The organism is Streptomyces sp. NPDC039424 (assembly GCF_055639495.1).
Genome location: NZ_JBVKAI010000002.1, coordinates 441,582 through 463,667 on the forward strand (window position 1 = coordinate 441,582; position 22,086 = coordinate 463,667).

17 protein-coding genes are annotated in these 22,086 nt (G+C 70.7%); 7 read left to right on the forward strand and 10 right to left on the reverse strand.

The window, feature by feature from the left end:
- Nucleotides 1-82: 82 nt before the first annotated feature.
- The 3 genes from ACZ7L0_RS06865 to ACZ7L0_RS06875 form a co-directional block, all read right to left on the reverse strand.
- On the reverse strand, nt 83-1,132 hold the full coding sequence (locus tag ACZ7L0_RS06865; RefSeq protein ID WP_471241358.1) for a BMP family lipoprotein: 1,050 nt from the start codon (nt 1,130-1,132) through the stop codon (nt 83-85).
- 290 nt (nt 1,133-1,422) lie between these two features.
- Nucleotides 1,423-2,451, reverse strand: a complete 1,029-nt coding sequence (locus ACZ7L0_RS06870) for a BMP family lipoprotein (RefSeq protein ID WP_471241359.1) — start codon at nt 2,449-2,451, stop codon at nt 1,423-1,425.
- 271 nt (nt 2,452-2,722) lie between these two features.
- Entirely contained in the window at nt 2,723-3,955 is a 1,233-nt protein-coding gene (locus ACZ7L0_RS06875) for a M20 family metallopeptidase (RefSeq protein WP_471241360.1), read from the reverse strand.
- Between the two features lie 299 nt (nt 3,956-4,254).
- On the opposite strand from ACZ7L0_RS06875, the gene ACZ7L0_RS06880 reads away from it, so the two are divergent.
- Entirely contained in the window at nt 4,255-4,932 is a 678-nt protein-coding gene (locus tag ACZ7L0_RS06880; protein ID WP_471241361.1) for a class I SAM-dependent DNA methyltransferase, read from the forward strand.
- A gap of 10 nt (nt 4,933-4,942) precedes the next feature.
- Here the strand turns inward: ACZ7L0_RS06880 and ACZ7L0_RS06885 are convergent, their stop codons facing one another.
- Genes ACZ7L0_RS06885 through ACZ7L0_RS06900 form a run of 4 tightly spaced genes read right to left on the reverse strand, consistent with a single transcriptional unit; the run spans nt 4,943 to nt 9,702 of the window.
- Complete coding sequence (locus tag ACZ7L0_RS06885) at nt 4,943-6,106, reverse strand: hypothetical protein (protein WP_471241362.1); 1,164 nt, start codon at nt 6,104-6,106, stop codon at nt 4,943-4,945.
- Between the two features lie 59 nt (nt 6,107-6,165).
- Complete coding sequence (locus tag ACZ7L0_RS06890; RefSeq protein ID WP_471241363.1) at nt 6,166-7,104, reverse strand: N-acetylneuraminate synthase family protein; 939 nt, start codon at nt 7,102-7,104, stop codon at nt 6,166-6,168.
- A 13-nt stretch (nt 7,105-7,117) separates the two neighbouring features.
- Nucleotides 7,118-8,335 carry a cytidylyltransferase domain-containing protein gene (locus ACZ7L0_RS06895; RefSeq protein WP_471241364.1) on the reverse strand — a complete coding sequence of 406 codons (1,218 nt, stop codon included), beginning with the start codon at nt 8,333-8,335 and terminating at the stop codon, nt 7,118-7,120.
- A 20-nt stretch (nt 8,336-8,355) separates the two neighbouring features.
- Nucleotides 8,356-9,702 (reverse strand): DUF6716 putative glycosyltransferase, encoded by a 1,347-nt coding sequence (locus ACZ7L0_RS06900; protein WP_471241365.1) that lies wholly within the window; start codon nt 9,700-9,702, stop codon nt 8,356-8,358.
- A gap of 198 nt (nt 9,703-9,900) precedes the next feature.
- Here ACZ7L0_RS06900 and ACZ7L0_RS06905 point away from each other — a divergent pair, with 198 nt between their 5' ends.
- The 5 genes from ACZ7L0_RS06905 to ACZ7L0_RS06925 all read left to right on the forward strand — a co-directional run bounded on the left by ACZ7L0_RS06905 (nt 9,901) and on the right by ACZ7L0_RS06925 (nt 15,095).
- A complete protein-coding gene (locus tag ACZ7L0_RS06905) occupies nt 9,901-10,887 on the forward strand; it encodes a glycosyltransferase family 2 protein (RefSeq protein WP_471241366.1) in 987 nt (328 codons plus the stop codon).
- The gene (locus ACZ7L0_RS06910; RefSeq protein ID WP_471241367.1) at nt 10,887-12,221 is read left to right on the forward strand and encodes an alpha-2,8-polysialyltransferase family protein; all 1,335 of its coding nucleotides are present in this window, start codon (nt 10,887-10,889) and stop codon (nt 12,219-12,221) included. The genes ACZ7L0_RS06905 and ACZ7L0_RS06910 overlap by 1 nt, the downstream gene beginning before the upstream one ends.
- 159 nt (nt 12,222-12,380) lie before the next feature.
- Nucleotides 12,381-13,421 (forward strand): glycosyltransferase family 2 protein, encoded by a 1,041-nt coding sequence (locus ACZ7L0_RS06915; RefSeq protein WP_471241368.1) that lies wholly within the window; start codon nt 12,381-12,383, stop codon nt 13,419-13,421.
- A complete protein-coding gene (locus tag ACZ7L0_RS06920) occupies nt 13,408-13,830 on the forward strand; it encodes a GtrA family protein (protein ID WP_471241369.1) in 423 nt (140 codons plus the stop codon). Before ACZ7L0_RS06915 ends, ACZ7L0_RS06920 begins: the two co-directional genes overlap by 14 nt.
- A complete protein-coding gene (locus ACZ7L0_RS06925; RefSeq protein ID WP_471241370.1) occupies nt 13,827-15,095 on the forward strand; it encodes an NAD(P)/FAD-dependent oxidoreductase in 1,269 nt (422 codons plus the stop codon). The genes ACZ7L0_RS06920 and ACZ7L0_RS06925 overlap by 4 nt, the downstream gene beginning before the upstream one ends.
- A gap of 63 nt (nt 15,096-15,158) precedes the next feature.
- Here the strand turns inward: ACZ7L0_RS06925 and ACZ7L0_RS06930 are convergent, their stop codons facing one another.
- From ACZ7L0_RS06930 to ACZ7L0_RS06940, 3 genes are read right to left on the reverse strand one after another with little or no spacing between them, the layout of a single operon-like run.
- Nucleotides 15,159-16,880 (reverse strand): hypothetical protein, encoded by a 1,722-nt coding sequence (locus ACZ7L0_RS06930; RefSeq protein WP_471241371.1) that lies wholly within the window; start codon nt 16,878-16,880, stop codon nt 15,159-15,161.
- Nucleotides 16,881-16,883: 3 nt separating this feature from the next.
- A complete protein-coding gene (locus ACZ7L0_RS06935) occupies nt 16,884-19,214 on the reverse strand; it encodes a glycosyltransferase (protein WP_471241372.1) in 2,331 nt (776 codons plus the stop codon).
- Nucleotides 19,211-20,674, reverse strand: coding sequence for a glycosyltransferase family 29 protein (locus ACZ7L0_RS06940; protein ID WP_471241373.1), 1,464 nt, complete (start codon nt 20,672-20,674; stop codon nt 19,211-19,213). The genes ACZ7L0_RS06935 and ACZ7L0_RS06940 overlap by 4 nt, the downstream gene beginning before the upstream one ends.
- A 221-nt stretch (nt 20,675-20,895) precedes the next feature.
- Between ACZ7L0_RS06940 and ACZ7L0_RS06945 the strand changes: the two genes are divergently transcribed.
- Nucleotides 20,896-22,014, forward strand: coding sequence for an acyltransferase family protein (locus ACZ7L0_RS06945; protein WP_471241606.1), 1,119 nt, complete (start codon nt 20,896-20,898; stop codon nt 22,012-22,014).
- Nucleotides 22,015-22,086: the final 72 nt, after the last annotated feature.

The window sequence follows — 22,086 nt, forward strand, 5'->3', positions numbered from 1 at the left end:
GTTCCGTGGCCGTAACGCTGCCATTACAGCGTTCTTTTGGCCATGCCCCCGACAGGCATACGACCGTACAGTCGCCGTTCGGTCAGGAGGTCTTCACCTTGATGGTGCCGTTCTTGATGCCCTCTTCGGCCTTCTTGAGGGCGGCCTGGATGTCGGCGTTGTTCTTGAAGGCCGGGTTGGACTGGGCGATGCCCACGCCACCCGACTTGAGGTCGCCGCGGATCTCGCCGGAGAGCGGCTTCTTGTCCTTGATCACGGACTTCGAGAGGTCGTAGACCGCGCCCTCGACGTTCTTCAGAGCCGAGGTCAGGATGTAGTCCTTGTACTTCGCCAGCGCGCTCTGCTTGTACTGGTCGGAGTCCACGCCGATGGCCCACACCTTGTGCGCGGCGGCGGACTTGATCACGCCCTGGCCGGAGAGGCCGGCGGCGGCGTAGATCACGTCGGCACCCGCGTCGATCTGGCCGTTGGCGGCGCTCTCACCCTTGTCGGGGCTGGAGAAGCCACCCTCCTGCGGCGTCTGGGTCAGGTACTGCGACTCGATCTTGATCTTCGGGTTCACCGACTTGGCGCCCTGGACGAAGCCCGCCTGGAACTTGTGGATCAACGGGATGTCCACACCGCCGATGAAGCCGACGTGGTTCTTCTTGGTGGCCTTCGCCGCGGCGACACCGGCCAGGTACGAGGACTGCTCCTCGTGGAAGACCATGTCGGCGACGTTCTTCGCCTTGTCGCTGTTGTCGTCGATGATGCCGAAGGTGACCTTCGGGTACTTCGCCGCCACCGTCTTGACGGCCGGCGCGTACACGAAGCCGACACCGATGATCGGGTTGTAACCCGCCTTGGCGAGCTGCTCCAGCCGCTGCACCTTGTCGGCGTTCGTCTCGTTGTCGTTCGGTTCGACGTCCCGTCCGCCGACCTTGAACTCCTGCTCGGCCTTCTGGAAACCGGCGAACGCGGCGTCGTTGAAGGACTGGTCGCCCTTGCCGCCGATGTCGTAGGCCAGACCGATGCCCTTGCTCTTGCCCTCCTTGGAGGAGGAACTGGTCGAGCTGCTACCACAAGCGGACATGGTGACGGCGAGGGCCGCGGTTGCGGCACCTGCGATCGCGATACGGGACACCCGGCGCATGGAACGAGACTCCTTTGTGCAAGCGCCCAAACCAGGCGCTGGTTCCGCCGCAGCGTAACGCGCGTAGACCTATTCGGAGAACCCCGCCTTACCAGAGTGTTATGCGACCGTTTCGAACTTTCGGTCACCGCTGCGGAACGGTGTCGCATACCAGGCCCTCACCGCACAAAGATACGCCCGGGGAATGATCTTTCCGCTGACGCCCATGTGCGAGGGCGGACGCCATGAGCGAGCCCCGTGCCGTATCGGCACGGGGCTTTCCCGTCAGCGGCCCGAGGCCGCAGGCAGGCTCACTGGGTCTTGACGGTGACCTTGCCGTCGATGATGTCCTGCTTGGCCTTGGCCACGGCGGCGACGACGTCCTTCATCGCCTGGTACTTCGGGTTGGAGTCCGCGAAGCCGACGCCACCGGACTTCAGGTCGCCGCGCACCTCGCCGCTCAGCGGCTTGCCGTTGACGACGGACTTGGCCAGGTCGTACACCGCGCCGCCGACGTTCTTCAGGGCGGAGCCGAGGATGTAGTCCTTGTACTTGGCCAGCGCGCTCTGCTTGTACTGGTCGGAGTCCACGCCGATGGCCCACACCTTGTGCGCGGCGGCGGACTTGATCACGCCCTGGCCGGAGAGGCCGGCGGCGGCGTAGATCACGTCGGCACCCGCGTCGATCTGGCCGTTGGCGGCGCTCTCACCCTTGTCGGGGCTGGAGAAGCCACCCTCCTGCGGCGTCTGGGTCAGGTACTGCGACTCGATCTTGATCTTCGGGTTCACCGACTTGGCGCCCTGGACGAAGCCCGCCTGGAACTTGTGGATCAGCGGGATGTCCACACCGCCGATGAAGCCGACGTGGTTCTTCTTGGTGGCCTTCGCCGCGGCGACACCGGCCAGGTACGAGGACTGCTCCTCGTGGAAGACCATGTCGGCGACGTTCTTCGCCTTGTCGCTGTTGTCGTCGATGATGCCGAAGGTGATCTTCGGGTACTTCGCCGCCACCGTCTTGACGGCCGGCGCGTACACGAAGCCGACACCGATGATCGGGTTGTAACCCGCCTTGGCGAGCTGCTCCAGCCGCTGCACCTTGTCGGCGTTCGTCTCGTTGTCGCTCGGCTCGACGTCCCGCCCGCCGATCTTGAACTCGTCATCCGCCTTCTGGAAACCGGAGAACGCGGCGTCGTTGAAGGACTGGTCGCCCTTGCCGCCGATGTCGTAGGCCAGACCGATGCCCTTGCCGCTGTACTTGCCGGACTCGGAACTCGAGCTGCTGGACTCCGTGCTGGACTTGCCGCACCCGGCGGCCGCGAGGGCGACGACCGCGACGGTCACCGCAGCTTGGGAGAACGTGGTCCTCCGAGAGATCAGACGCACAGCAAGCACCCTTCATCCCCACGGCACCGTCACCGGCCCGCTTCCCCATGTGCCGCCTCAGGTGGCGATTCCGGCGCACAGTAACGCGCGTAGAAGAGGAGGGGAACGGGGTTTTCCCGGGCCGTTATAGATTCGTGCCGCCCCCGGTTACAACGGCCCACCACGGGTTACCCCCGGGTGACACAAAGGGACGAAGGGGCACCGAACCGGCACCCCTCCCCCATCCCGTCTACTGCACGGCGTCCAGCAGCACGGCGGCGGTGAACAGCTCCACGCCCACCGTGATGGCACGCTCGTCCACGTCGAAGTCGCCCTGGTGCAGATCGCGCACGGTCCGCTCGCCCGGCGTCCGCACCCCGAGCCGCGCCATGGCCCCCGGCACCCGTTCGAGGTACCAGGAGAAGTCCTCGCCGCCCAGGCTCTGCTCGGTCCCCTCGACCGACTCGACGCCGCGCCGCGCGACCATGGCCTCCCGCAGGAGCTCGGTCACCTCGGGATCGTTGACGACCGGCGGCACACCGCGGACGTAGTTGATCTCCGACTTGGCCCGGTGCAGGGTGGCGACCTCGTCGATCGCCGCGTGCAGCATGTCGGGCGCCAGCCGCCAGGCGTCGATGTCCAGGCACCGCACGGTTCCGGAGAGCTCGGCGTGCTGCGGAATGACGTTCGGGGCGTGCCCCGACTCGATCCGCCCCCAGGTCACGGCGAGCCCGCTGCGGCTGTCCACCCGCCGCGCGACCAGCGCGGGAACGTCGGTGACGACCCGGGCCACCGCGGTCACCAGGTCGGTGGTCAGATGGGGGCGCGCGGTGTGCCCGCCGGGCCCGTTCAGCGCGATCTCCAGCCGGTCGCAGGCGCTGGTGATCGCCCCCTGGCGCAACCCGATCATCCCGGCGTCGACCCGGGGGTCACAGTGCACGGCGATGATCCGCCCCACCCCGTCCAGCGCCCCGCCCTCGATGGCGTCGGCGGCGCCCCCGGGCAGCACCTCCTCGGCAGGCTGGAAGATCAGCCGCACGGGCCGCGGCAGCAGGCCCCTCTCGTGCAGCTCGGCGAGCACCAGCCCCGCCCCCAGCACCACCGTCGTGTGCACGTCGTGCCCGCACGCATGCGCCCGGTCGGGCACGGTGGACCGGTACGCGCACTCGCTCTTCATGTCCGGAATGGGCAGCCCGTCGATGTCGGCCCGCAGGGCGAGGATGGGCGCCGCGCCGACCTCCTCCCCGGGGGCCACCCCGATGTCGCACACGAGCCCGGTCCCGGCGGTCAGGACCCGGGGCTTGAGCCCGGCCTTCTCCAGCCGCGCCTTGATGGCGGCGGTCGTACGGAACTCCTGGTTGCCCAGCTCGGGGTGCATGTGCAAGTCACGCCGGAACGCCACGAGTTCGGCGAACAGCGGCTCGCTCAGCAGACCGGGGAGCACGGCATCGCCGGGAAGGTCGGCCTCGGACTCTAGGGACATCAATTGGTTCACCCTCTGAAGGGTAGGACGCCGGACCGGTCGACTGACCCGCGATCAACAAAACTTCAACCCGTTAGGGGAAGAAAATCCGACCGCCCGACGCATAGCCATTGTCTGGTCTGGGTAAACTCGCGCGGCTCAGCCGCGTACAGCCACCCATCCCATCTTCTCCTCCTCCACGGATACCACGCAGCGCCAAAGCCACGCTGGAGCAGTCCAAGGACCGGACCACGCGCGCACGTGTCCGGCGTGCGTAAGAGGCGGGCGGCCCCCCGGCGAGCCCAGTAGTCTGCGCCCCCGTGACCCACCCGAACGCGGACTTCATACAGGCAACCAGCTCCTCCTACGACGCCATCGCCAAGGAGTACTCGGCCCGCTTCCCCGACAGCCTGGACACCAACCCCGTGGACCGAGCCCTGCTCACCGCCTTCTCCGAGCTGGTGAGGGGGAACACCCCGGCTCCGGTCGCCGACCTCGGCAGCGGCCCCGGTCACGTCACCGCCCGCCTGCGCGAGCTGGGCGTCCCGGTCTTCGGGGTGGACGTCTCACCCCGGATGGTGGCACTGGCCCGCGAGGCGCACCCGCACCTGAGGTTCCACGTGGGCTCGATGACGTCCCTCGACCTGCCGGACGGGACGCTGGGCGGCATCATGGCGCTCTACTCGGTCATCCACGTCCCGGACGACCACCTGCCGACGGCGTTCGCGGAGTTCCACCGCACCCTCGTCCCCGGCGGGCACGTGCTCCTGGCCTTCCAGTGGGACGACGACAAGGGCCATCTGCGCCTCACGGAACGCTTCGGCCACGAGATCGGCCTGGACTACTACTGGCGCAACCCGGAAGCCGTCTCCGCCGAGCTCACCCGGGCGGGCCTGGAACCGGTGGCCACCACCGTCCGCGCCCCCTTCGAGGACGAGCAGCGCCCCCGGGCCTTCCTCCTCGTACGCAAGCCCGGCAAGGCGAACCAGGCGCACTAGGCGGTCCGAGCTAGGCGAGGCCCACCGCCGCCAGCCGATGCACATCCCGTGCGGTCCCCGTCACCCCGGACAGGAAGCCCTGCGCCCGGGGGGACGCGTGCTCCGTCAGCCAGGCGGGGTCGATGTCGCACACGGCGACCCGCACTCCCGTGCCCACGAGGGCCAGGGGCAGGGTGTGGACGACCGTCGACGGGAAGCTGAGGATCGTCCGCCCGATCGGCCCGCGCCGCGCGATCAGCTCCAGCGGCAGATCGGGGCGGACGATCTCCAGCCCCGTCGCGACCGCGAGCCGGCGCAGCTTCTCGGCGCTCTCGCGGCGGTGGGCGAAGTAGCGGGTGGCCCCGTGGGCCTTGGCCAGGTTGCGGACGGCCTCCAGATACCGGTCCCCGTCGACGACGCCCGTCTCCACCAGTGACGTACCGACCATGTCGGCGCCCTTGGTGATGCGCGGGGGCCCGAAGCGGGCGCGGGTCCAGCGGAAGTCGTTGGCGGTGACGGTCACCCCGGGCGGCGTCTCCTGCATCGGCATGGAGGAGAAGACCTCCACCCGGCGGCCGGCGCTGGGCGTCAGCCGGCGGCGGGCGGACGAGGACACCGGCGGGAACAGCAGGTCCCGGGCTCCGGGGCGGCCCCCCTTGCGGTGCCAGCGCACCAGGCGCTCACCGCGGGCGAGCTGGGCGACGAACTCCATCGTGGCCGTGCCGTCGTCGACGACCACCAGGTCCTTGGCCCGGGTGATCGTCAGCAGCAGCTGTACGTAGCGGGAGAAGGGGTCGCCCATGACGATCCGGTCCGCCCGGCGCAGCTGCCCGGTGAGCCCGCCGATGGTGTGGAAGGGCGCGGCGGGACCGCCCCGCGCCTCCTCCCAGCGCACGCGGTAGCCCTCGTCCCGGGCCAGGTCGGCCATGCGGCGCAGCTGGCCCCGGGTCATGGGGTCGGTCGGGGACAGGACGACGACGGTGAGCTCCGCGCCGGCCGGCGGGGACACGCCGTCCACCGGCCGCCGCACCTGCGTGGGCACGGGGCCCGGTACGGGCAGCGCCGGCTCCGCGCCGGACGCGTCCGCCCTGCGCAGGGCGTGGACATGCGCCCACTCCAGCACGTTCAGCAACTGCACCGGACTCTCCACGAACGCGAGAGTGCGGGGACCGGTGTTCCCGGCGCGGGGGCTCATCGACGTACGACCGTCCCGTCGTAAGGCGCTCGAATCGGCGTGTGAATCGGCGCTCGGTCTCACACCGCGACCGGCTCGCCGGCCGCCGCCGCGATCTCCGCCTCGGCGACGACGCCGTTGACGCGGCGCAGCTTCTTCATCGGGCCGAGCTCGGAGTCGTAGACCTTCTTCACACCGTCGCCCAGCGAGGCCTCGATGGTGCGGATGTCGCGGACGAGGCGCTGCAGGCCCTGCGGCTCGACGGAGGCGGCCTGGTCGGAGCCCCACATGGCGCGGTCGAGGGTGATGTGGCGCTCGACGAAGGTGGCGCCGAGGGCGACCGCCGCGAGGGTGGTCTGCAGGCCGGTCTCGTGGCCGGAGTAGCCGATCGGGACGTTCGGGTACTCCCGCTCCAGGGTGTTGATGACCCGCAGGTTCAGCTCCTCGGCCTTCGCCGGGTAGGTGGAGGTGGCGTGGCAGAGCAGGATGTTGTCGCTGCCCAGGACCTCGACCGCGTGGCGGATCTGCTTCGGGGTGGACATGCCCGTGGACAGGATGACCGTGCGGCCGGTCCCGCGCAGGGCGCGCAGCAGCTCGTCGTCCGTCAGGGAGGCGGAGGCCACCTTGTGGGCGGGCACGTCGAACTTCTCCAGGAAGGCGACCGCCTCGGTGTCCCACGGGGACGCGAACCAGGCGATGCCCTTCTCCTTGCAGTACTCGTCGATCTGCCGGTACTCGTCCTCGCCGAACTCCACCCGGTGGCGGTAGTCGATGTAGGTCATCCGGCCCCAGGGGGTGTCGCGCTCGATGTCCCACTGGTCGCGCGGGGTGCAGATCTCCGGGGTGCGCTTCTGGAACTTCACGGCGTCGCAGCCCGCCTCGGCGGCCACGTCGATCAGCTTGAAGGCGTTCTCCAGCTCACCGTTGTGGTTGATGCCGATCTCGCCGCAGATGTAGACGGGGCGGCCGGGGCCGGCCTGGCGCGAACCGAACGTGCGGATACGGGAGTTGGTGCTCATGGCGGAGATGTCCTTACTTGGTGAGGGAATCGAGAGAGGGGCCGAGGATCCAGCTGGCGATCTCTCGGATCGCGCCGTCGCCACCGGGGACGGTGGTGACCGCGCGTGCGGCGCCGCGCACGACGTCGTGGGCGCTCGCGACCGCCACGGGCCAGCCGACGAGGGCGAAGCACGGGAGGTCATTGACGTCGTTGCCGACGTAGAGCACGCGCTCCGGCGCGATGCCCTGCTCCTCGCACCACTGCTTGAGGGCGAGGTCCTTGCGGTCGATGCCGTGCAGTACCGGGAGCTTCAGCTTCCGGGCGCGGGCGGCGACCACCGGGTTCTGTTCCGTGGACAGGATCAGCATCTGCAGGCCGGTCTTGCGCAGGGCCGCGATGCCGAGGCCGTCGCCGCGGTGCACGGAGACGAACTCCCGTCCTTCGGAGTCGATCAGCACCCGGTCGTCGGTCTGGGTGCCGTCGAAGTCGAGTACGACCGCGTCGATGTCGTCGGCGGTCGGGAGGGCGCCGGGCCGGTCCGCGTCGAAGAGCGGGGCCAGCGCCCGGGCGCGCGCCAGGTCGTGCGGGTCGTCGATCTCCAGCACCCGGGCGGGGTCGGTGCGCACGAGTTCCGTGCGGCCGAAGAAGCGGTGCTGGTGCTTGCGGAAGCCGGCCGCGTCCATCGCGTAGGCGGCGCCGGTCTCCAGGAAGTCCTGGGGGCGGTCCTGGCGGCGCGGGCGGAAGGACTTGTCGTGGTTGACACCGAGGCCGCCCTCGCCCGCCTCGTCGGAGTGGCGCCAGACGAAGCCGTGGAAGGGCGCGACGGTGACGGCGGTGTCCGCGCCCTGCTCGGCGACCGCCCCGGCGACGCCGTCGACGTCCTCGCGGACCAGGAAGGGGCTGGTGCACTGCACGAGCAGGACGACGTCGACGGGGGCGCCGTGCAGGGCCTCGTGGGCGTCCATCGCGTGCAGGACCGCCGCCTCGGATGTGGCGGTGTCCCCGGCGATGGCGGCCGGGCGCAGCACGACCTCGGCGCCCGCCTCGCGCGCCACGGCCGCGATGGCCTGGTCGTCGGTGGAGACGACCACGTCGGTGACGAGTCGGGTGGCCAGGCACTCGCGAACCGCTCGGGCGACGAGCGGAACGCCGCCGATGGGGGCCAGGTTCTTGGCGGGCACTCCCTTGGAGCCGCCTCGCGCGGGGATCACGGCGAGGACGCGGCGCACCCCGGCTGATGTGTCGGACACAGGCTTTTCTCCTTGAGGACTCACAGCTCCCCCATCCGCCGGATGACGGGCGCCACGCGCTGCACTCCGTGCCGGTAGGCGCCGCGCGCCGCCCGGCGGACGATCTGCCGGACCGGTCCGGGCTCCTTGTCGGCGGCGGGCGCGCCGGGCAGCGGGCTGCCGTCCGGGCCGAGGTGGTGGCGGGCGAGGATGCCGGGCAGGTAGCCGGGCGCGGTGGCGGGTGTGTAGTAGGGGGTCAGTGGCGGCAGGCCGCCGGGCTGGGCGAGCAGCTTGGTGATCCGCTGGCGTGCCGCGTCGAAGGCGGTGGCGTACGAGCCGTCCGCGGCGACGCCCTGCCGGGCCACCCACTCCTCGTCGGGGGCCGGGCGGTGGCCGGCGTCCAGCTGGTCCCAGGAGGCGAGGCAGCCGGAGCCGACGAAGTGGTGGTTGCCGAGGGTCTCGCGGACGCCGAGGTCGGTGAGGACGACGGTCGGGATACGGCGGTGCAGGGACTCCAGCGCGGCGGTGGAGCTGATCGTGACCAGCAGGTCGGTGCGGTCGAGGACCTCGCCCATGTTCCCGTACACCAGGCGGAAGTTGGCCGGTGGATCGAGCCGCTGGAGCAGCTTCTGGTAGGGCAGTTCCTCGATGTGGGTGGTGTGTTCGCCCGGCTTGGAGCGCAGCTTGAGCAGTACCTCTCGCTCGGGGTGCGTGCGGGCGTGCCGGACGAGGCGCTCCAGCAGGTAGGTACGGTCCTTGCGGCTGTCCGGGACGGACGGCTGGGCCGCGAACACGACCGTGTAGGGGTCGCGTTCACCTGCGTAGGCCGCTCCGCCGAGGAACGGCAGGGCCACCTCGGTCACCGCCGAGGCGTCGGCGCCCACTCCCTCGTACACGGCACGGAAACGCTCCGCGTCCTGACGGGAGTTGGCGAGGACGAGGTCCGCTCCGTGCCTGAGCAGCAGGCCGTCGGCGAGCTTCTCGTAGACGACGCCGACATAGCCGGTGACGACGACGGGCCGCTTCGTACGGCCTTCCCAGACCCGCTTGAGGCCGTGCAGCACCGCCTGTACGCCGCCGCCGACGAGGGCGAGCACGACGAGGTCGTACGGCTCCTCGGCCATGGCGCGCAGGAACTCCACCGCCGTGACCTCCTTGAGGGAGTCGGCGGTGACGCCCACCTCGGCCAGCTGGCGCGCGGTGGGGGTGGCCCGGCCGCGCAGCAGGAATCCGCTCAGCTCGGGGCCGGCTTGCGCGCCCTCGCGGGCTGCGGCTTCCATGGACGGGCCCGGCGCGATACGGGCCGCGGTCAACGCACCCCATTTCCAGCGGGTGTCGGAGTCCGCGAGTACCGCGATTCGCGTGGGCTTCGGTGTACTTGGTGGCACGACGAAGACGCTAGGAAGCAATTCCTAGGTAAAGCCGACGCGCATCTCAACAAAAAGTTAACAACACATCGCCGCAAGCCCAACTGGCCCGTGGCAGCGCGGGAAGTACATGGGATGCACCGTTCCGACACATCGAGTTCACCCTCCGTACGAATACCCGAAAGTTGCGCAGCCGGGCGGCCTCCTAGGCTTTCGCGAGTGCCAAAGCTTTCCGTGATCGTGCCGTTCTACAACGTTCGGCAATATGCCCCGGACACCCTCCGAAGCCTTCGCTTGAACGCCCGTTCAGATTTCGAGTTCGTACTGGTAGACGACCATTCGAAGGACGAAACACCGGCCATTCTCGAACGCGCGGCCGAAGATCTTTCCGATGTCGCCCTGGTGCGCTACATCCGTCATGAGAAGAACGGGGGACTCGCCACCGCGCGCAACACCGGCCTGGACGCGGCGCGCGGCGAGTACCTCACGTTCCTGGACGGTGACGACTGGCTGGCCCCGGGCTACTACACAAAACTGGTGGCCGCCATCGAGGAGCTGGGCTGTGACTTCGTCCGCACCGACCATGTGCAGGCGACGGCCCGCGCGCGGACGGTGCACCGAGTGCCGCACGGGCGGCGCCGGTACGTCATGAACCCGCGCGACGCGATCCTCCCGGCCGACCGGACGACCTCGGTGGACTACGCCTACGCCTGGGCCGGCGTCTACCACCGCCGGCTGCTGGAGAAGGGCCTGCTGCACTTCACCGACGGGCTGCGCACGGCCGAGGACCGGCCGTGGATCTGGAAGCTGCACCGCGAGGCGGAGTCGTTCGCCGTGGTCAGCCTGCTCGGCGTGTTCTACCGGCGCGGGGTCGCCTCCTCGCTGACCCAGATCGGCGACGTCCGCCAGCTCGACTTCATCCGCGCCTTCGACCAGGTCATCGAGGAGACGGCCGCGGACCCGGACGCCGGCCGGCTGCTGCCGAAGGCGGTGCGCACCTACTGCGCGATCATCGCCCACCACCTCTCGGACGAGAGCAAGTGGGAGCCGGCCGTGGCCAAGCAGCTGCGGTCGATGAGCGCCGCGGCCATCCAGCGCCTGCCGCAGGACGCGCTCGGTGACGTGCTCGACACCATGGACCTGGACCGCTCCTCCAAGCTGCGGCGGCTCAGGCGCCGGATCACCACAGCGAAGGCGGCTGCCTGATGTCCCGTACCACCCGGATCTTCTGCGTCTCCACCCTGTATGGCGCCGCCACCCTGGCCGCAGCCCTGGACTCCGACTGCTTCGAGGAGGAGGACCGCAGACTCCTGCTGGTCTTCAACAACTCCGCGACCCCGGAGACCACCCCGCCCGTCGACGCCATGCCGGGCTTCGAACCGCTGCGCGATCACTTCGACGCCGTGCTGTCCTGGAACGAGGCCATCCGCCCCTTCCACCCCGGCGCCTGGTCGCCGCGCCCGGACGACATCCCCCTCTTCGAGCGCTATCTGCGGCTGCTGTGGGAACTGGGCGACGACGACGTGGAGCTGGTCCTGGAGTCCCTCCAGGTCGCCCCCGCCCTGACCGTGGCCCAGCTGTTCACCGACGCCCCCGTCGACGTCTACGCCGACGGCCTGATGAGCTACGGCCCCACCCGCAATAAGCTCGACCCGCTGGTCGGCACCCGGGTGCGCCGGCTGCTCCACCTGGACCTGGTGCCGGGGCTGACGCCGCTGCTGCTCACCGAGTTCGACGTGCCGGCGGAGGTCGTGCCGACGGCCGCGTTCCTGAAGACCATGGGCGAACTGACCGCCGCGGTGACCGAGTTGCCGGAGCTGCCCGAGAACCCGGCGCTGCTGCTCGGCCAGTACCTGTCCGCGCTGAACATCCTCTCCCCCGAGGAGGAGGAGAACCTGCACGTGCGGATGCTGCGCGGGGCGGTCGAGCGCGGCCACCGGGCGATCGTCTTCAAGCCGCACCCCACCGCGCCGGCCCGCTACAGCCGCGCCCTGGAGTCCGAGGCCGCCGAGCTGGGCGTGGACCTCACCGTCCTGGACGTACCCGTGCTCGCCGAGGTGCTGTTCGAGAAGACCCCGCCCGCGCTGGTGGTCGGCTGCTTCTCGACCGCGCTGTTCACCGCGTCCGCGTTCTACGGGCTGCCCGTCGCCCGCGTCGGCACCGAGCAGCTCCTGGACCGGCTGACGCCCTACCAGAACAGCAACCGGGTCCCCACCGTCCTCGCCGACGCGCTGCTGCCGGACCTGGCGGACCGCAAGGGCGAGGACACCGTCGACGCCGGCACGCTGGGCGACCTGGTCACCGCGGTCGGCTTCACCATGCAGCCGCAGATCCACCCGGGGCTGCGCCCAGCGGCGGAACGCTATCTGTCCCGGCACTTCGGGCCGCGCACCCACCGCTACTTCAAACGCAAGCGGCTCACCTCCCTCGGCCTGCCCGGCGGCATCCCCGAGCGGCTGGCGTTCCTGCCCCGCAACGCCACGGCACGCCGGGTGGTACGACGGGCCAAGGCGCTGCGCAAGGCCGTACGAAGGCGCTGATCCGACCGGGGCGACCGGGGCGAAAGGGGCGAAGAGCAACGGGGAAGACGGCTTCTGGTCGGGGAGCGTTGGGGCGGGGTTAACGGAGCCTCCATAGCTTCCCCCAATGCTGCAGACAGCTTCCCCGTCCATACCGTTCGACTCGGCGGGCGGACCGCGATGACCCAGCAGGACATACGTCCGCCCGCCCAGGCCCCCGCTCCCGTGGTGCTCGCACCCGTGGAGCGGGCCCCGGCCCGGCGGACGCTCATCTCCTATGTGCTGCCCGTCTACAACGAGCGGGACGGCATCGCCGCCTTCCACACCGAACTGGCCGCCGCGCTCGACGGCCGCCCGGAGCTCGACTTCGAGCTGGTCTACGTCAACGACGGCTCCACCGACGGCTCGCTCGCCCTTCTGACGGACCTCGCGAAGAACGACAGCCGTGTCCGGGTGGTCGACCTCGCCCGCAACTTCGGGCACCAGATCGCCATCACCGCCGGCCTCGACCTCGCCCGGGGCGACGCGGTGATCGTCATGGACACCGACCTCCAGGACCCGCCCCGGGTCAGCCTGGAGCTGGTCGACGCCTGGCGCGAGGGCGCCGAGATCGTGCACGCCCGCCGCCGCACCCGGCAGGACACCGCCTTCAAACGGGCCACCGCGCACCTGTACTACCGCGTGCTGCGCTCCTGCGCCGAGGTGGACATCCCGCTGGACACCGGGGACTTCCGGCTGCTGGACCGCAGGGTCGCCGACGAACTGCGCAAGTACCGCGAGCGCAGCCGGTTCGTGCGCGGCATCGTCGCCTCGATGGGCTACCGGCAGGCCGAGGTGGCCTTCGACCGCGACGAGCGGTTCGCCGGTGAGACGAAGTACCCGCTGCGCAAGATGGCCCGGCTCGCCGTCGACGGCGTGACGAGCTTCTCCACGGTCCCGCTGAAGGTGATCACCCGGCTCGGCTTCGCGGTGCTCGCGCTGTCGCTGCTCGGCATCCTCTACGCGCTCGGCATGAAGTTCTTCCGGCCCGACATCACCGTCTCCGGCTGGACGATGCTGATGTGCGTCGTGCTGTTCCTGGGTGGCACGCAGATGCTGTCGCTGGGGGTCATCGGGACGTACATAGGGCGCATCTACAGCGAGGCCCAAGGGCGTCCGCTGTACCTGGTGCGCGAGGTCATCGGCTCGGACCGGGAGGGCGGGTCCGGTGTCGGCGACTGAGACCCCGGCCGCGGTACGGGTCGCCGAGGGCCGGGCCCGCACCGTCCGCCAACTGGTCCGCTACACCCTCATCGGCGGCACCGGCGTCACGCTCGACCTCGTGGTCTTCCTGCTGCTGCACAACGCCGCAGGGATGGGCGAGCAGTTCGCCAACGCCCTGAGCACCACGCTCGCCATCGCCGTCAACTTCGTCCTGAACGCCCGGTTCACCTTCGAGCGCCGGGACCGGATCGTCGTCCGCTTCCTGCGCTTCTACACGGTCGGGCTGACCGGGATCGCCCTGACGAACCTGCTCTTCCTCGCCTTCACCGACGGACTCGGAATCGACGCCGACCTCGTCAAGGCGGGTTCGCTGCCGCTGGTGCTGGCGCTCCAGTTCGTGCTCAACAGAAAGTGGAGCTTCGCATGAACCTCGGCATCATCGGCGCGGGTGCCACCGGCCTGACCGCCGCCTGGGACGCCGTACGCGCCGGCCACCAGGTCACCGTCCTGGAGGCGGCGGACGAACTCGGTGGACTGGCGGCCTCGTTGCGGGTGGGCGGCGTCCCGCTGGAGCGCTACTACCACCACATCTTCCGCAGCGACCGGGACATGATCGCCCTGATCGGGGAGCTGGGGCTCGGGGACGTCCTGCGCTTCCACCGGCCGACGACCGGCATCTACCGGGGCGGGCGGCTGATCGACTTCACCACGCCGTTCGACATGCTGCGCTTCCCGGAGTTCTCGCCCCTCGACGCGGTGCGCTTCGCCGGGTCGTCGGCGGTGCTGAAGGCGGTGCGCGGCGGTGAGCGGTTCAACGACCGTACGGCGCTCGCCTGGTTGCGCCGCTGGGCGGGGAAGAGGGCGACGGCGGCGATCTGGGAGCCGCTGCTGCGGGGCAAGTTCGGCGACCGCGCGGAGCAGGTGTCGATGGCCTGGCTGTGGGCCCGTGTCCACTGCCGGACCTTCGAACTGGGCTATGTGGACGGCGGGTTCGAGCGGGTGTACGCGGCGCTGCGGGACGGGGTCGAGGAGCGCGGCGGCAAGGTGGAGTTCGGCAAGGCCGTCGAGTCCATCCGGCAGGACGGGGACGCCGCGCCCGCCGTGGTGAGGTGCGCGGACGGCTCCACGTACGCGTTCGACCGGCTGATCGTGACGACCCCGCAGTCCGTCTTCGCCAGGGCGGCCGGGCTGCCCGCCGACAGCGCGGTGTGGAGGAACCAGTACCTGGGCGCGACCTGCTTCGTGCTGGAGCTGGACCGCAGCGTGATCCCGTACTACTGGCTCAACATCAACGAGCCGGACTTCCCGTTCCTCGCGGTGGTCGAGCACACCCGGATGATCGACCCGTCGGTGTACGGCGGGCGGCACGTCCTCTACGTGGGCAACTACGTGGAGCGCGACGACTGGCGGTTCACCACCGAGCCGGGTGAGCTGCTGACCAGGTTCGTGCCGTATCTGCGGCGGATCAACCCGGACTTCGACGCCTCCTGGATCAAGGACTGGCACTTCTCCAGGGCCGGGTTCGCCCAGCCGGTGGTGACACCCGGGTACCGCTCGCTGATCCCGGGCCATGAGACACCGATGAGCCGGGTGACGCTGGTGACGATGGCGCAGATCTACCCGCAGGACCGGGGGCAGAGCTACTCGGTGGCGCTGGCCCGCGAGGTCACCGCCTCGCTCGGGCTGCGCTGAGCGGAGGGCGGGAGAGCGGGGAGGCGGGGCCCCGGTGTGCCGGCCGGGGCCCCGGGCACCGGGTCAGCCGTGCTGCCCGGTGCCGCTCTTGCGCACGCACAGCACCATCCTGGTCCCGGCGCCACCGGTCGGGCAGGAGTACACGGCGGTGACACGCCGCCAGAGTTCCGGATCGACCAGTCCGGGCCGGAACCAGCGCCGCTCCAGCACCGCGTACGGGGCCGGGTCGTGGTCGACGCAGTCGGCGTTCTCCCGGTACGACCTCAGCTCGGCGACGTCCGGGAGGAAGCGGGTGCGCTGGAGGAAGGTGGCGATCGGGTAGCGGCACTGGGCGGGGTGGTCGACGTAGTACGTCGTGTCGCCGAAGGCCAGGTACAGCACCCGGGCGCCGTCCGGGATCTGTGCCCGCAGCCGGTCGGCCTCCCGCTCGGTGCGCCGCATCTCGGTCAGGTAGTCGGCGCCGGTCATCGTCACCCTGCCGTGCAGCACCAGGTGCGGGGAGCCGGGCCAGCCGCTCGCGGCCAGGCACACCACGCCGGTCAGGGCGACCAGCACGGCGGGCAGGACCCCGCGCGCGGGACGCCGTCTCGTCGGCAGGGCGTCCACGAGGGCCGCGATCAGCGCGACCAGGGCCGCCGTCCACACCACCCACGGCAGCTGCACGCCGTCGGGCGCCCTGGCGTACAGCACGGGCAGCACGCCGTACAGCAGCGACACCGCCCCGAAGCACCAGGGCGGTGAGCGGCGGGCCCCGCCCACGGCCAGGCCCCAGACCGCGGCGGCCAGGACCGGCAGCTGGGCCGCGTGGTACAGGAACCAGTTGCCCTGCACCACCACCACCGCCTGCGCGGCGAGGCCGGCCAGCAGGGCGACCAGGAGCAGCTCGGCCCGCCGCCCTCGCCCGCGCACCCGGGCCAGGACCAGGAGCAGCGCGCCGGGCAGGAGCAGCAGCACGGGGCTCGCCACGGCCCGGTCGGCCAGGAAGTCGACGCAGCGGTGAAGGATGAAGCCGGGGTGGACGCCGGTGCGGCTGAGCGCCGACTGGTTGATCCGCGGCATGTCCTCGGTCCACTGCCACTCGTGCGACCCGGCGAGGACGCTCAGCCCGAAGAGGGCGAGCGCGGCCGGTACCGCGACCAGGGTGAGGCGTACCGCCCGGCCCCGGTCGACGACGTACACGAGGAGGACGCCGATCGCGGCGGTGGCGGCGGTGGAGTACTTCATCATCACCGCGAGGCCCAGCGGCAGGGCCGCGAGCAGTGCCGCACGCCACGGCCCTTCGGGGCCGGTCGCGGCGGCGACGGCGAACACCGTCAGCACGACCGCCGCCCACTCCGGCTGGAGGAAGTCGTTGCGGGGCGCGAGGGCCAGGGCGAGGCCGGTGGCGCCCGCCGTGAGGGCGGCCTCGCGCCCGGTGAGCCGGCGCAGCAGGGCCGCGTACAGGGCGTACGCGGCGGCGCCGGCGAGCAGGACGCCCGCCGCGCCCATCAGGGCCTCGCGCACCGCCGTGTCCCCGAAGGTGAGCCGGTCGAGGCCGGCCACGAACCAGCGGTAGAAGAACGGCCGGTGGGTGAAGACCTCCGACGGCGCGTAGCCGGCCGCGCGGCCGGTGCGCAGGGCGGCGAGGACGTAGTGCAGGTCCCCGGTGAGCCGCCGGGTGAGCACGGTGTACACCACGGCCACCGCGGCCGGCAGGGCGACCGCCGCCCACCACAGGGGTGAGCGGCGGACGCCCGGACGCGACCGGGCGACGACCGGCGGATCGCCGGCCAGAGCGGTCGCCATGGCTCAGCCGCCCAGGATGATCCGCAGGTCGGCGGCGTTCGCCTCGGTGACCTTCCACAGCTCCTGCTGCCGGCCGTGCACGTCGGCGACCGTCTTCGCGTGGTCGGCGAGCAGGTCCTTGGAGCGCTCGACCAGCCGGGCGGCGAGGTGGCGGTCGTGCACGGAGACGCCCCACTCGGGCCGCTCGATGTCCCGCAGGAAGTACGCCATCTTCGGGTGCGAGATCAGGCTGATGATGGGCGTGCCGCAGCCGAACGGGATCATGCCCGCGTGGCCGCGCATGCCGATCACCAGCTTGGTGCGGGCGTACAGCTCGCGGATCTGGTCGTTCTCGAAGTCGTACATCGGGATGACGGGCAGTGAGATGCCGTGCTCGCGGCGCAGGTCGAAGGCGATCTTCTCGTCGTCCAGCGAGTGCGCCACGCACCGCACCTCGGCGAGCTCGCCCAGGTCCCGGACCGCCTCGGCCATCTGGGCCAGGAAGTAGCCGTAGTCGTGGCCGAAGCGCAGGCCCGCGCGGTCGTAGGCCGCGTTGATCAGGATCGTGTCGTCCCGTCGGGCCGGGTCCTGCCAGCCCGCGACCAGTTGGCGGGTGACCGTGGTGGGGCAGGGCTGGAAGCGCACCTTGTCGTGCAGGTGGGCCGGGAGCATGGCCCGGACCTTCTCGATCGAGCCGTGGTTGCGCAGCCCGAAGAAGGAGGAGCGCTCGACGAGCCCGCGCAGGGAGGAGCGGAAGCGCCCGGCGCGGTAGGACTGCCCGTCGAAGGCGTTGAAGCCGACGGCGTAGACGGCGATCGGCACGTCGATGCGGTTCAGCAGCCCGTCCGGGACGTTCCACTGCCAGGCGCTGTTGCCGTTGGGCATGGTGTCCGGGATGAACAGGCCGCCGCCGCCGATGACCAGGCCGCGGCGGGCGTTGACCCGCGTGAGGGCGGCCTCGTCGAAGAGGCGGTGGGCGTGCACGGGGTGCCAGCGGCGGGAGCCGGTGTCCGGGCCGAAGGCGAGCCGGACGGACTCCGGGAGCAGCTTGTCGCCCGCGTTGCCCTGCCGGTCCATGTAGAAGGCGACGTGCGCGAGCTGGTCCTCGGCGCTGCCCTGCTCCTGGGCCGGTACGGCGGCGGCGCGCTGCGCCCACAGGCGGCTGGAGCGGTGGGTGGGGTCGACGGAGATGCCGGCCGTGGCGTACCGCAGGGCCTGGGTGTTGTCGCCCTGCACCCAGGCCAGCTGGGCGAGGCGGGCGTAGGCGGTGGCGGCCCGGTTGGGGGCGGCGGTGGCCAGCAGCAGCTGGGCCTTGGCCTCGTCGTAGCGGGAGACGCTCATCAGGGCGTGGCCGAGGACCTCGTGCGGCCAGGCCTCGTCGAGCGGGATGCGGACGCCGCTCAGGATGTCCACGGCGTCCTGGTAGTCGCCGGCGCCGATGTGCGCGGCGGCGACCTTGCGGGCGGTCTCGACGTCGCCGGTGCGGGCGACGTGCGGGGTGCCGTAGTGGACGAGCAGGTCGTGGTGGAGGCCGCCGGAGGAGGCGAGGTAGGCGGCCTGGAAGTCGGCGTCGGACAGCTCGAACTCGCGCCAGCGGTCCTCGGCCTGGCTGTAGCCGGCCTCGCCGCCCTGCCAGGGCTTGTGGCGGCCGGTGAAGTGCAGGATCGCGGTGTCCTCGGGGACGGGCAGGTCGCCGGAGAGCCGCCGCTTGACGAAGTTGTAGCGGGCGTCGAGGCGGATGAAGTCGCCGTCCAGGACGGCGTTCAGGATGCCCTGGTCGTGCTTGTCGAGCTCGTAGTCGCCGCTGCGGCCGGTGGCGTCCAGCCTGGCGCAGAACTCGTCGCTGAGGTACTCGCGCTGGATGACCAGCAGGCCGGAGTTGAGCTTGTGCTGCCCGTAGAAGAACTGCGGGACGGCGGCCAGGCCCTCGCGGAGCTGGAGGAGTTCGCCCAGGTCGCCGAGGACGACCATGTCGGTGTCGAGGGTGATGACGGTGTCGTACTCGCGGATCCGGAACACGTCCAGGATGAAGTACGCCTTGCGGACCAGGTAGTTGTCCTGGTCGCCCTTCTTGTACGAGTCGTAGCGGCCGGCGTCGACGCGGCGCAGCACGATGCGCGGGTGCAGGGCGCGGATCTTCGCGATCGAGCCGGGGCGCAGGTCGTCGTAGAGGACGACGAAGTCCTCGCACACGCCCGGGTTGGACAGGGCGAGACTGCGCAGCAGGGCGAGGAAGCCGGGCAGGTAGTTCTCGTCGACGAAGCTGGCGAAGGCGATGCGCCGCTTGCCGGTGAGCGCGTGGGCGTCGGTCACGGGGGCCTGGGTGGCGGCCTTGGCCGGGGAGGTGGTCGTCATCGCAGGGATATCCTCATGTCGGTCGCGCTCTGGGCCCGCTGCATGACCCATTCCTTCTCGCTGGTGTACTCGTGCACGGACGTGATGGGCATCTTCATCGCCTCCTGCACGCGGTAGGCGCCGCTCTCGTAGAAGTCGAAGCCGATCAGGTCGAGCTTCGGGCTGACGTCGAGGAAGTCCAGCAGCCACAGCATGTTGAAGCCGGTGGTGGGGATGCCCGACCAGGCGTCCGCGCCGAGCTTGCCGATGTTGCGCACGGGCCAGCGCAGCGACTCGTCGCCGAGGTGGGTCTGGGCGCCGGGCACCAGGCGGTTGCGCAGCGAGTACTTCCAGTCGCCGGAGACGCCGCCGAAGACCAGCCGGGTGGTGACCTGCTTGTCCCAGTTGAAGCCGTGCTTGTGGATGGTGGCGTGGATGTCGGTGCGGCTGCCGGTGTGCCGGGGGTCGATCCGGTACGAGTTGAAGCGCACCACCAGGTCGTACGCGTCGATCTCGGCGCCCATGGAACTGGTGCCCACGCGGCCGGAGTTGGCGATCAGGCAGATGGACTTGCCGGCGATCTGGTTGCGGAACTCGCCGAGGCTGATCCACTGCACGCCGCCGATCGTCGGGTCGGCGACCGGGCCGCGCATCCGGGCGCGGCGCTGCTCGGCGTAGAGGGCGAGGGCCTCGGTGAGCGCGGCGAGGTCGACGCCCGGGGCGGTGGTGCGCAGGTCCAGGTACTGGCTGAGCAGTTCCTGCCGGTCGGCCACCGGGGCGTCCTCGGTGGCGAGCCGGAGGAGCGCTCCCACGAGCCGCGGCTCGGCCTCGTTCCAGTCGCCGACGGCGCGCGCGGCCAGGCCCTCGGCCCACACGTCGGTGGCGGGGCGGCGGGAGAACTCCTCGGAGCGCGGGGTCTGCCGTCCGAGCAGGCCGAGCAGTTCGCGCTCCTTCTCGCCGGCCACGCGCAGACCGGCGATCCGGGCGCGGACGCCGAAGCCGTCGTCGTCGGTGAGGTCGAGGTACTTCTCGTACGCCTGGAGCGCCTCGGTCTCGTCGCCGAGGGCCTCCAGGAGGCGGGCGCGCAGCCGCCAGCCGGCGCGGGAGTTCTTGCGCTGGGCCAGCACGGTGTCGCTGATCGTCAGGGCGAGGGTGAGCTCGTCGTCGTAGCCGCATTCGAGCGCCTTGTTGGCGACGGCGAGCAGGGCGTCGAGCAGTTCGCCCGCGATGCCGCCGGCCGGTGTCGCCGCTCCCTTGACGGCACGCTTGAGCAGCGCGGTCGCACCGGCCGGCGCGGGCGCGGCGGCGGTCGTGCCGGTCGTCCCCCAGACGACCAGCAGCTTGCGCAGCTGCTCGGCGAGTTCGATGCGGCGCCGGTCGACACTGCCGACCAGCTTGCCGCTGTGTGCCGCGCAGGCGCGCAGGCAGTCGTCCAGCTCCCCTCCACGCGCACGTGCACGCCTGTTCTGGACCGTCGTCATGGCACTCCTGGTTTTTTGCCAAGCCAAAGCTGTGATCAGGTGGGTTTACTGTTCCGTGGGGGGATTCTGGAGAAAGTAGAAAGCCAAAACGACTTTCAGGTGAACTCCCCGGGACGCGGCGGCTAATCGTTGGCCTGTCAACCAAGTCATCCCTGTGAATCGGACTAATGTCCCTTGGTGCACCCATAGGAGCGGCCGTCGAGGGGAATTTCGTGACCAGCATGACCGTCCGACCGGTGACCGAGGTTCCCCACCGGACGGAGCGGGCCGGCCCCCGGCCGGAGCCCCGGCTGCGGGCCCTGGACGGGCTCAGGCTGATCGCCGCGCTGATGGTGGCGGCGTATCACTACGGCGGCCGGGGTGGTGAGGTCACGGGCGCCTGGGGGCGTTCCGCGCAACATCAATTCCCCACCCTGCACACGTATTTCTCGTACGGGTGTCTCGGCGTCCAGATCTTTTTCGTGATCAGCGGCTTCGTGATCTGCATGAGCGGCTGGGGACGGCCCCTGAAGTCGTTCTTCGCCTCCCGCGCGTCACGGCTGCTGCCCGCCTACTGGGTGGCGATCGCGCTCGTCACGGCGGTGTTCGCGCTGCCCGCGGTCACCTTCAAGACGGTCTCGCCGAGCGACACGCTGGTGAACCTGACGATGCTGCAGCAGCCGCTCGGCGTGGACCGGGTGCTCGGTGTGTGCTGGACGCTGTGGGCGGAGGTCCGCTTCTACGCCCTGTTCGCGCTGCTGGTCGTGCTGCCCGGCGCGAGCCGCCGGCGCGTGATCTTCTTCTGCGCGGGCTGGACGCTGGCGGCGGCCCTCGCGCGGGGCGCGCACCAGCCGCTGCTCGACCTCGTGCTGATGCCGGAGTACGCGCCGTTCTTCATCGGCGGCGTCGGCCTCTACCTGGTCCACCGCGACCGGCGGGACGTCTACGCGTGGGGCATCGTGGCCGTGAGCTGGCTGATCGGGCAGCACTACGCGGTGCGCGGCCTGTGGAACGCCTCGGACCCGCACGCCTTCGCGCACCGCACCTCGTTCGGCATCGTCCTGGTGGTGACGCTGGGCTTCCTGGCGGTCGCGGCGATCGCGCTCGGCCTGCTGCAGTGGGCCAACTGGCGCTGGCTGACCGTGGCCGGGGCGCTGACCTATCCCTTCTACCTGGTCCACGAGCATCTGGGCTGGGTGGTCATCAAGGTGCTGCACCGCGACCTGCACATCCCCTCCTACGGCACCTTCCTGCTGACGATCACCGTCATGCTGGTCCTCGCCTGGCTGATGAACCGTTACGTCGAGAAGCCGCTGACCCCGCGGCTGCGGTCCGTGCTGTCGCGTCCTTCGGTCCGGTAACCGCGTCGGCGGCTGGAATTGGCCCGGAATTCATCCGCGGCCGCGAATGGAAATCCCTCTTCGGGCAGGCGC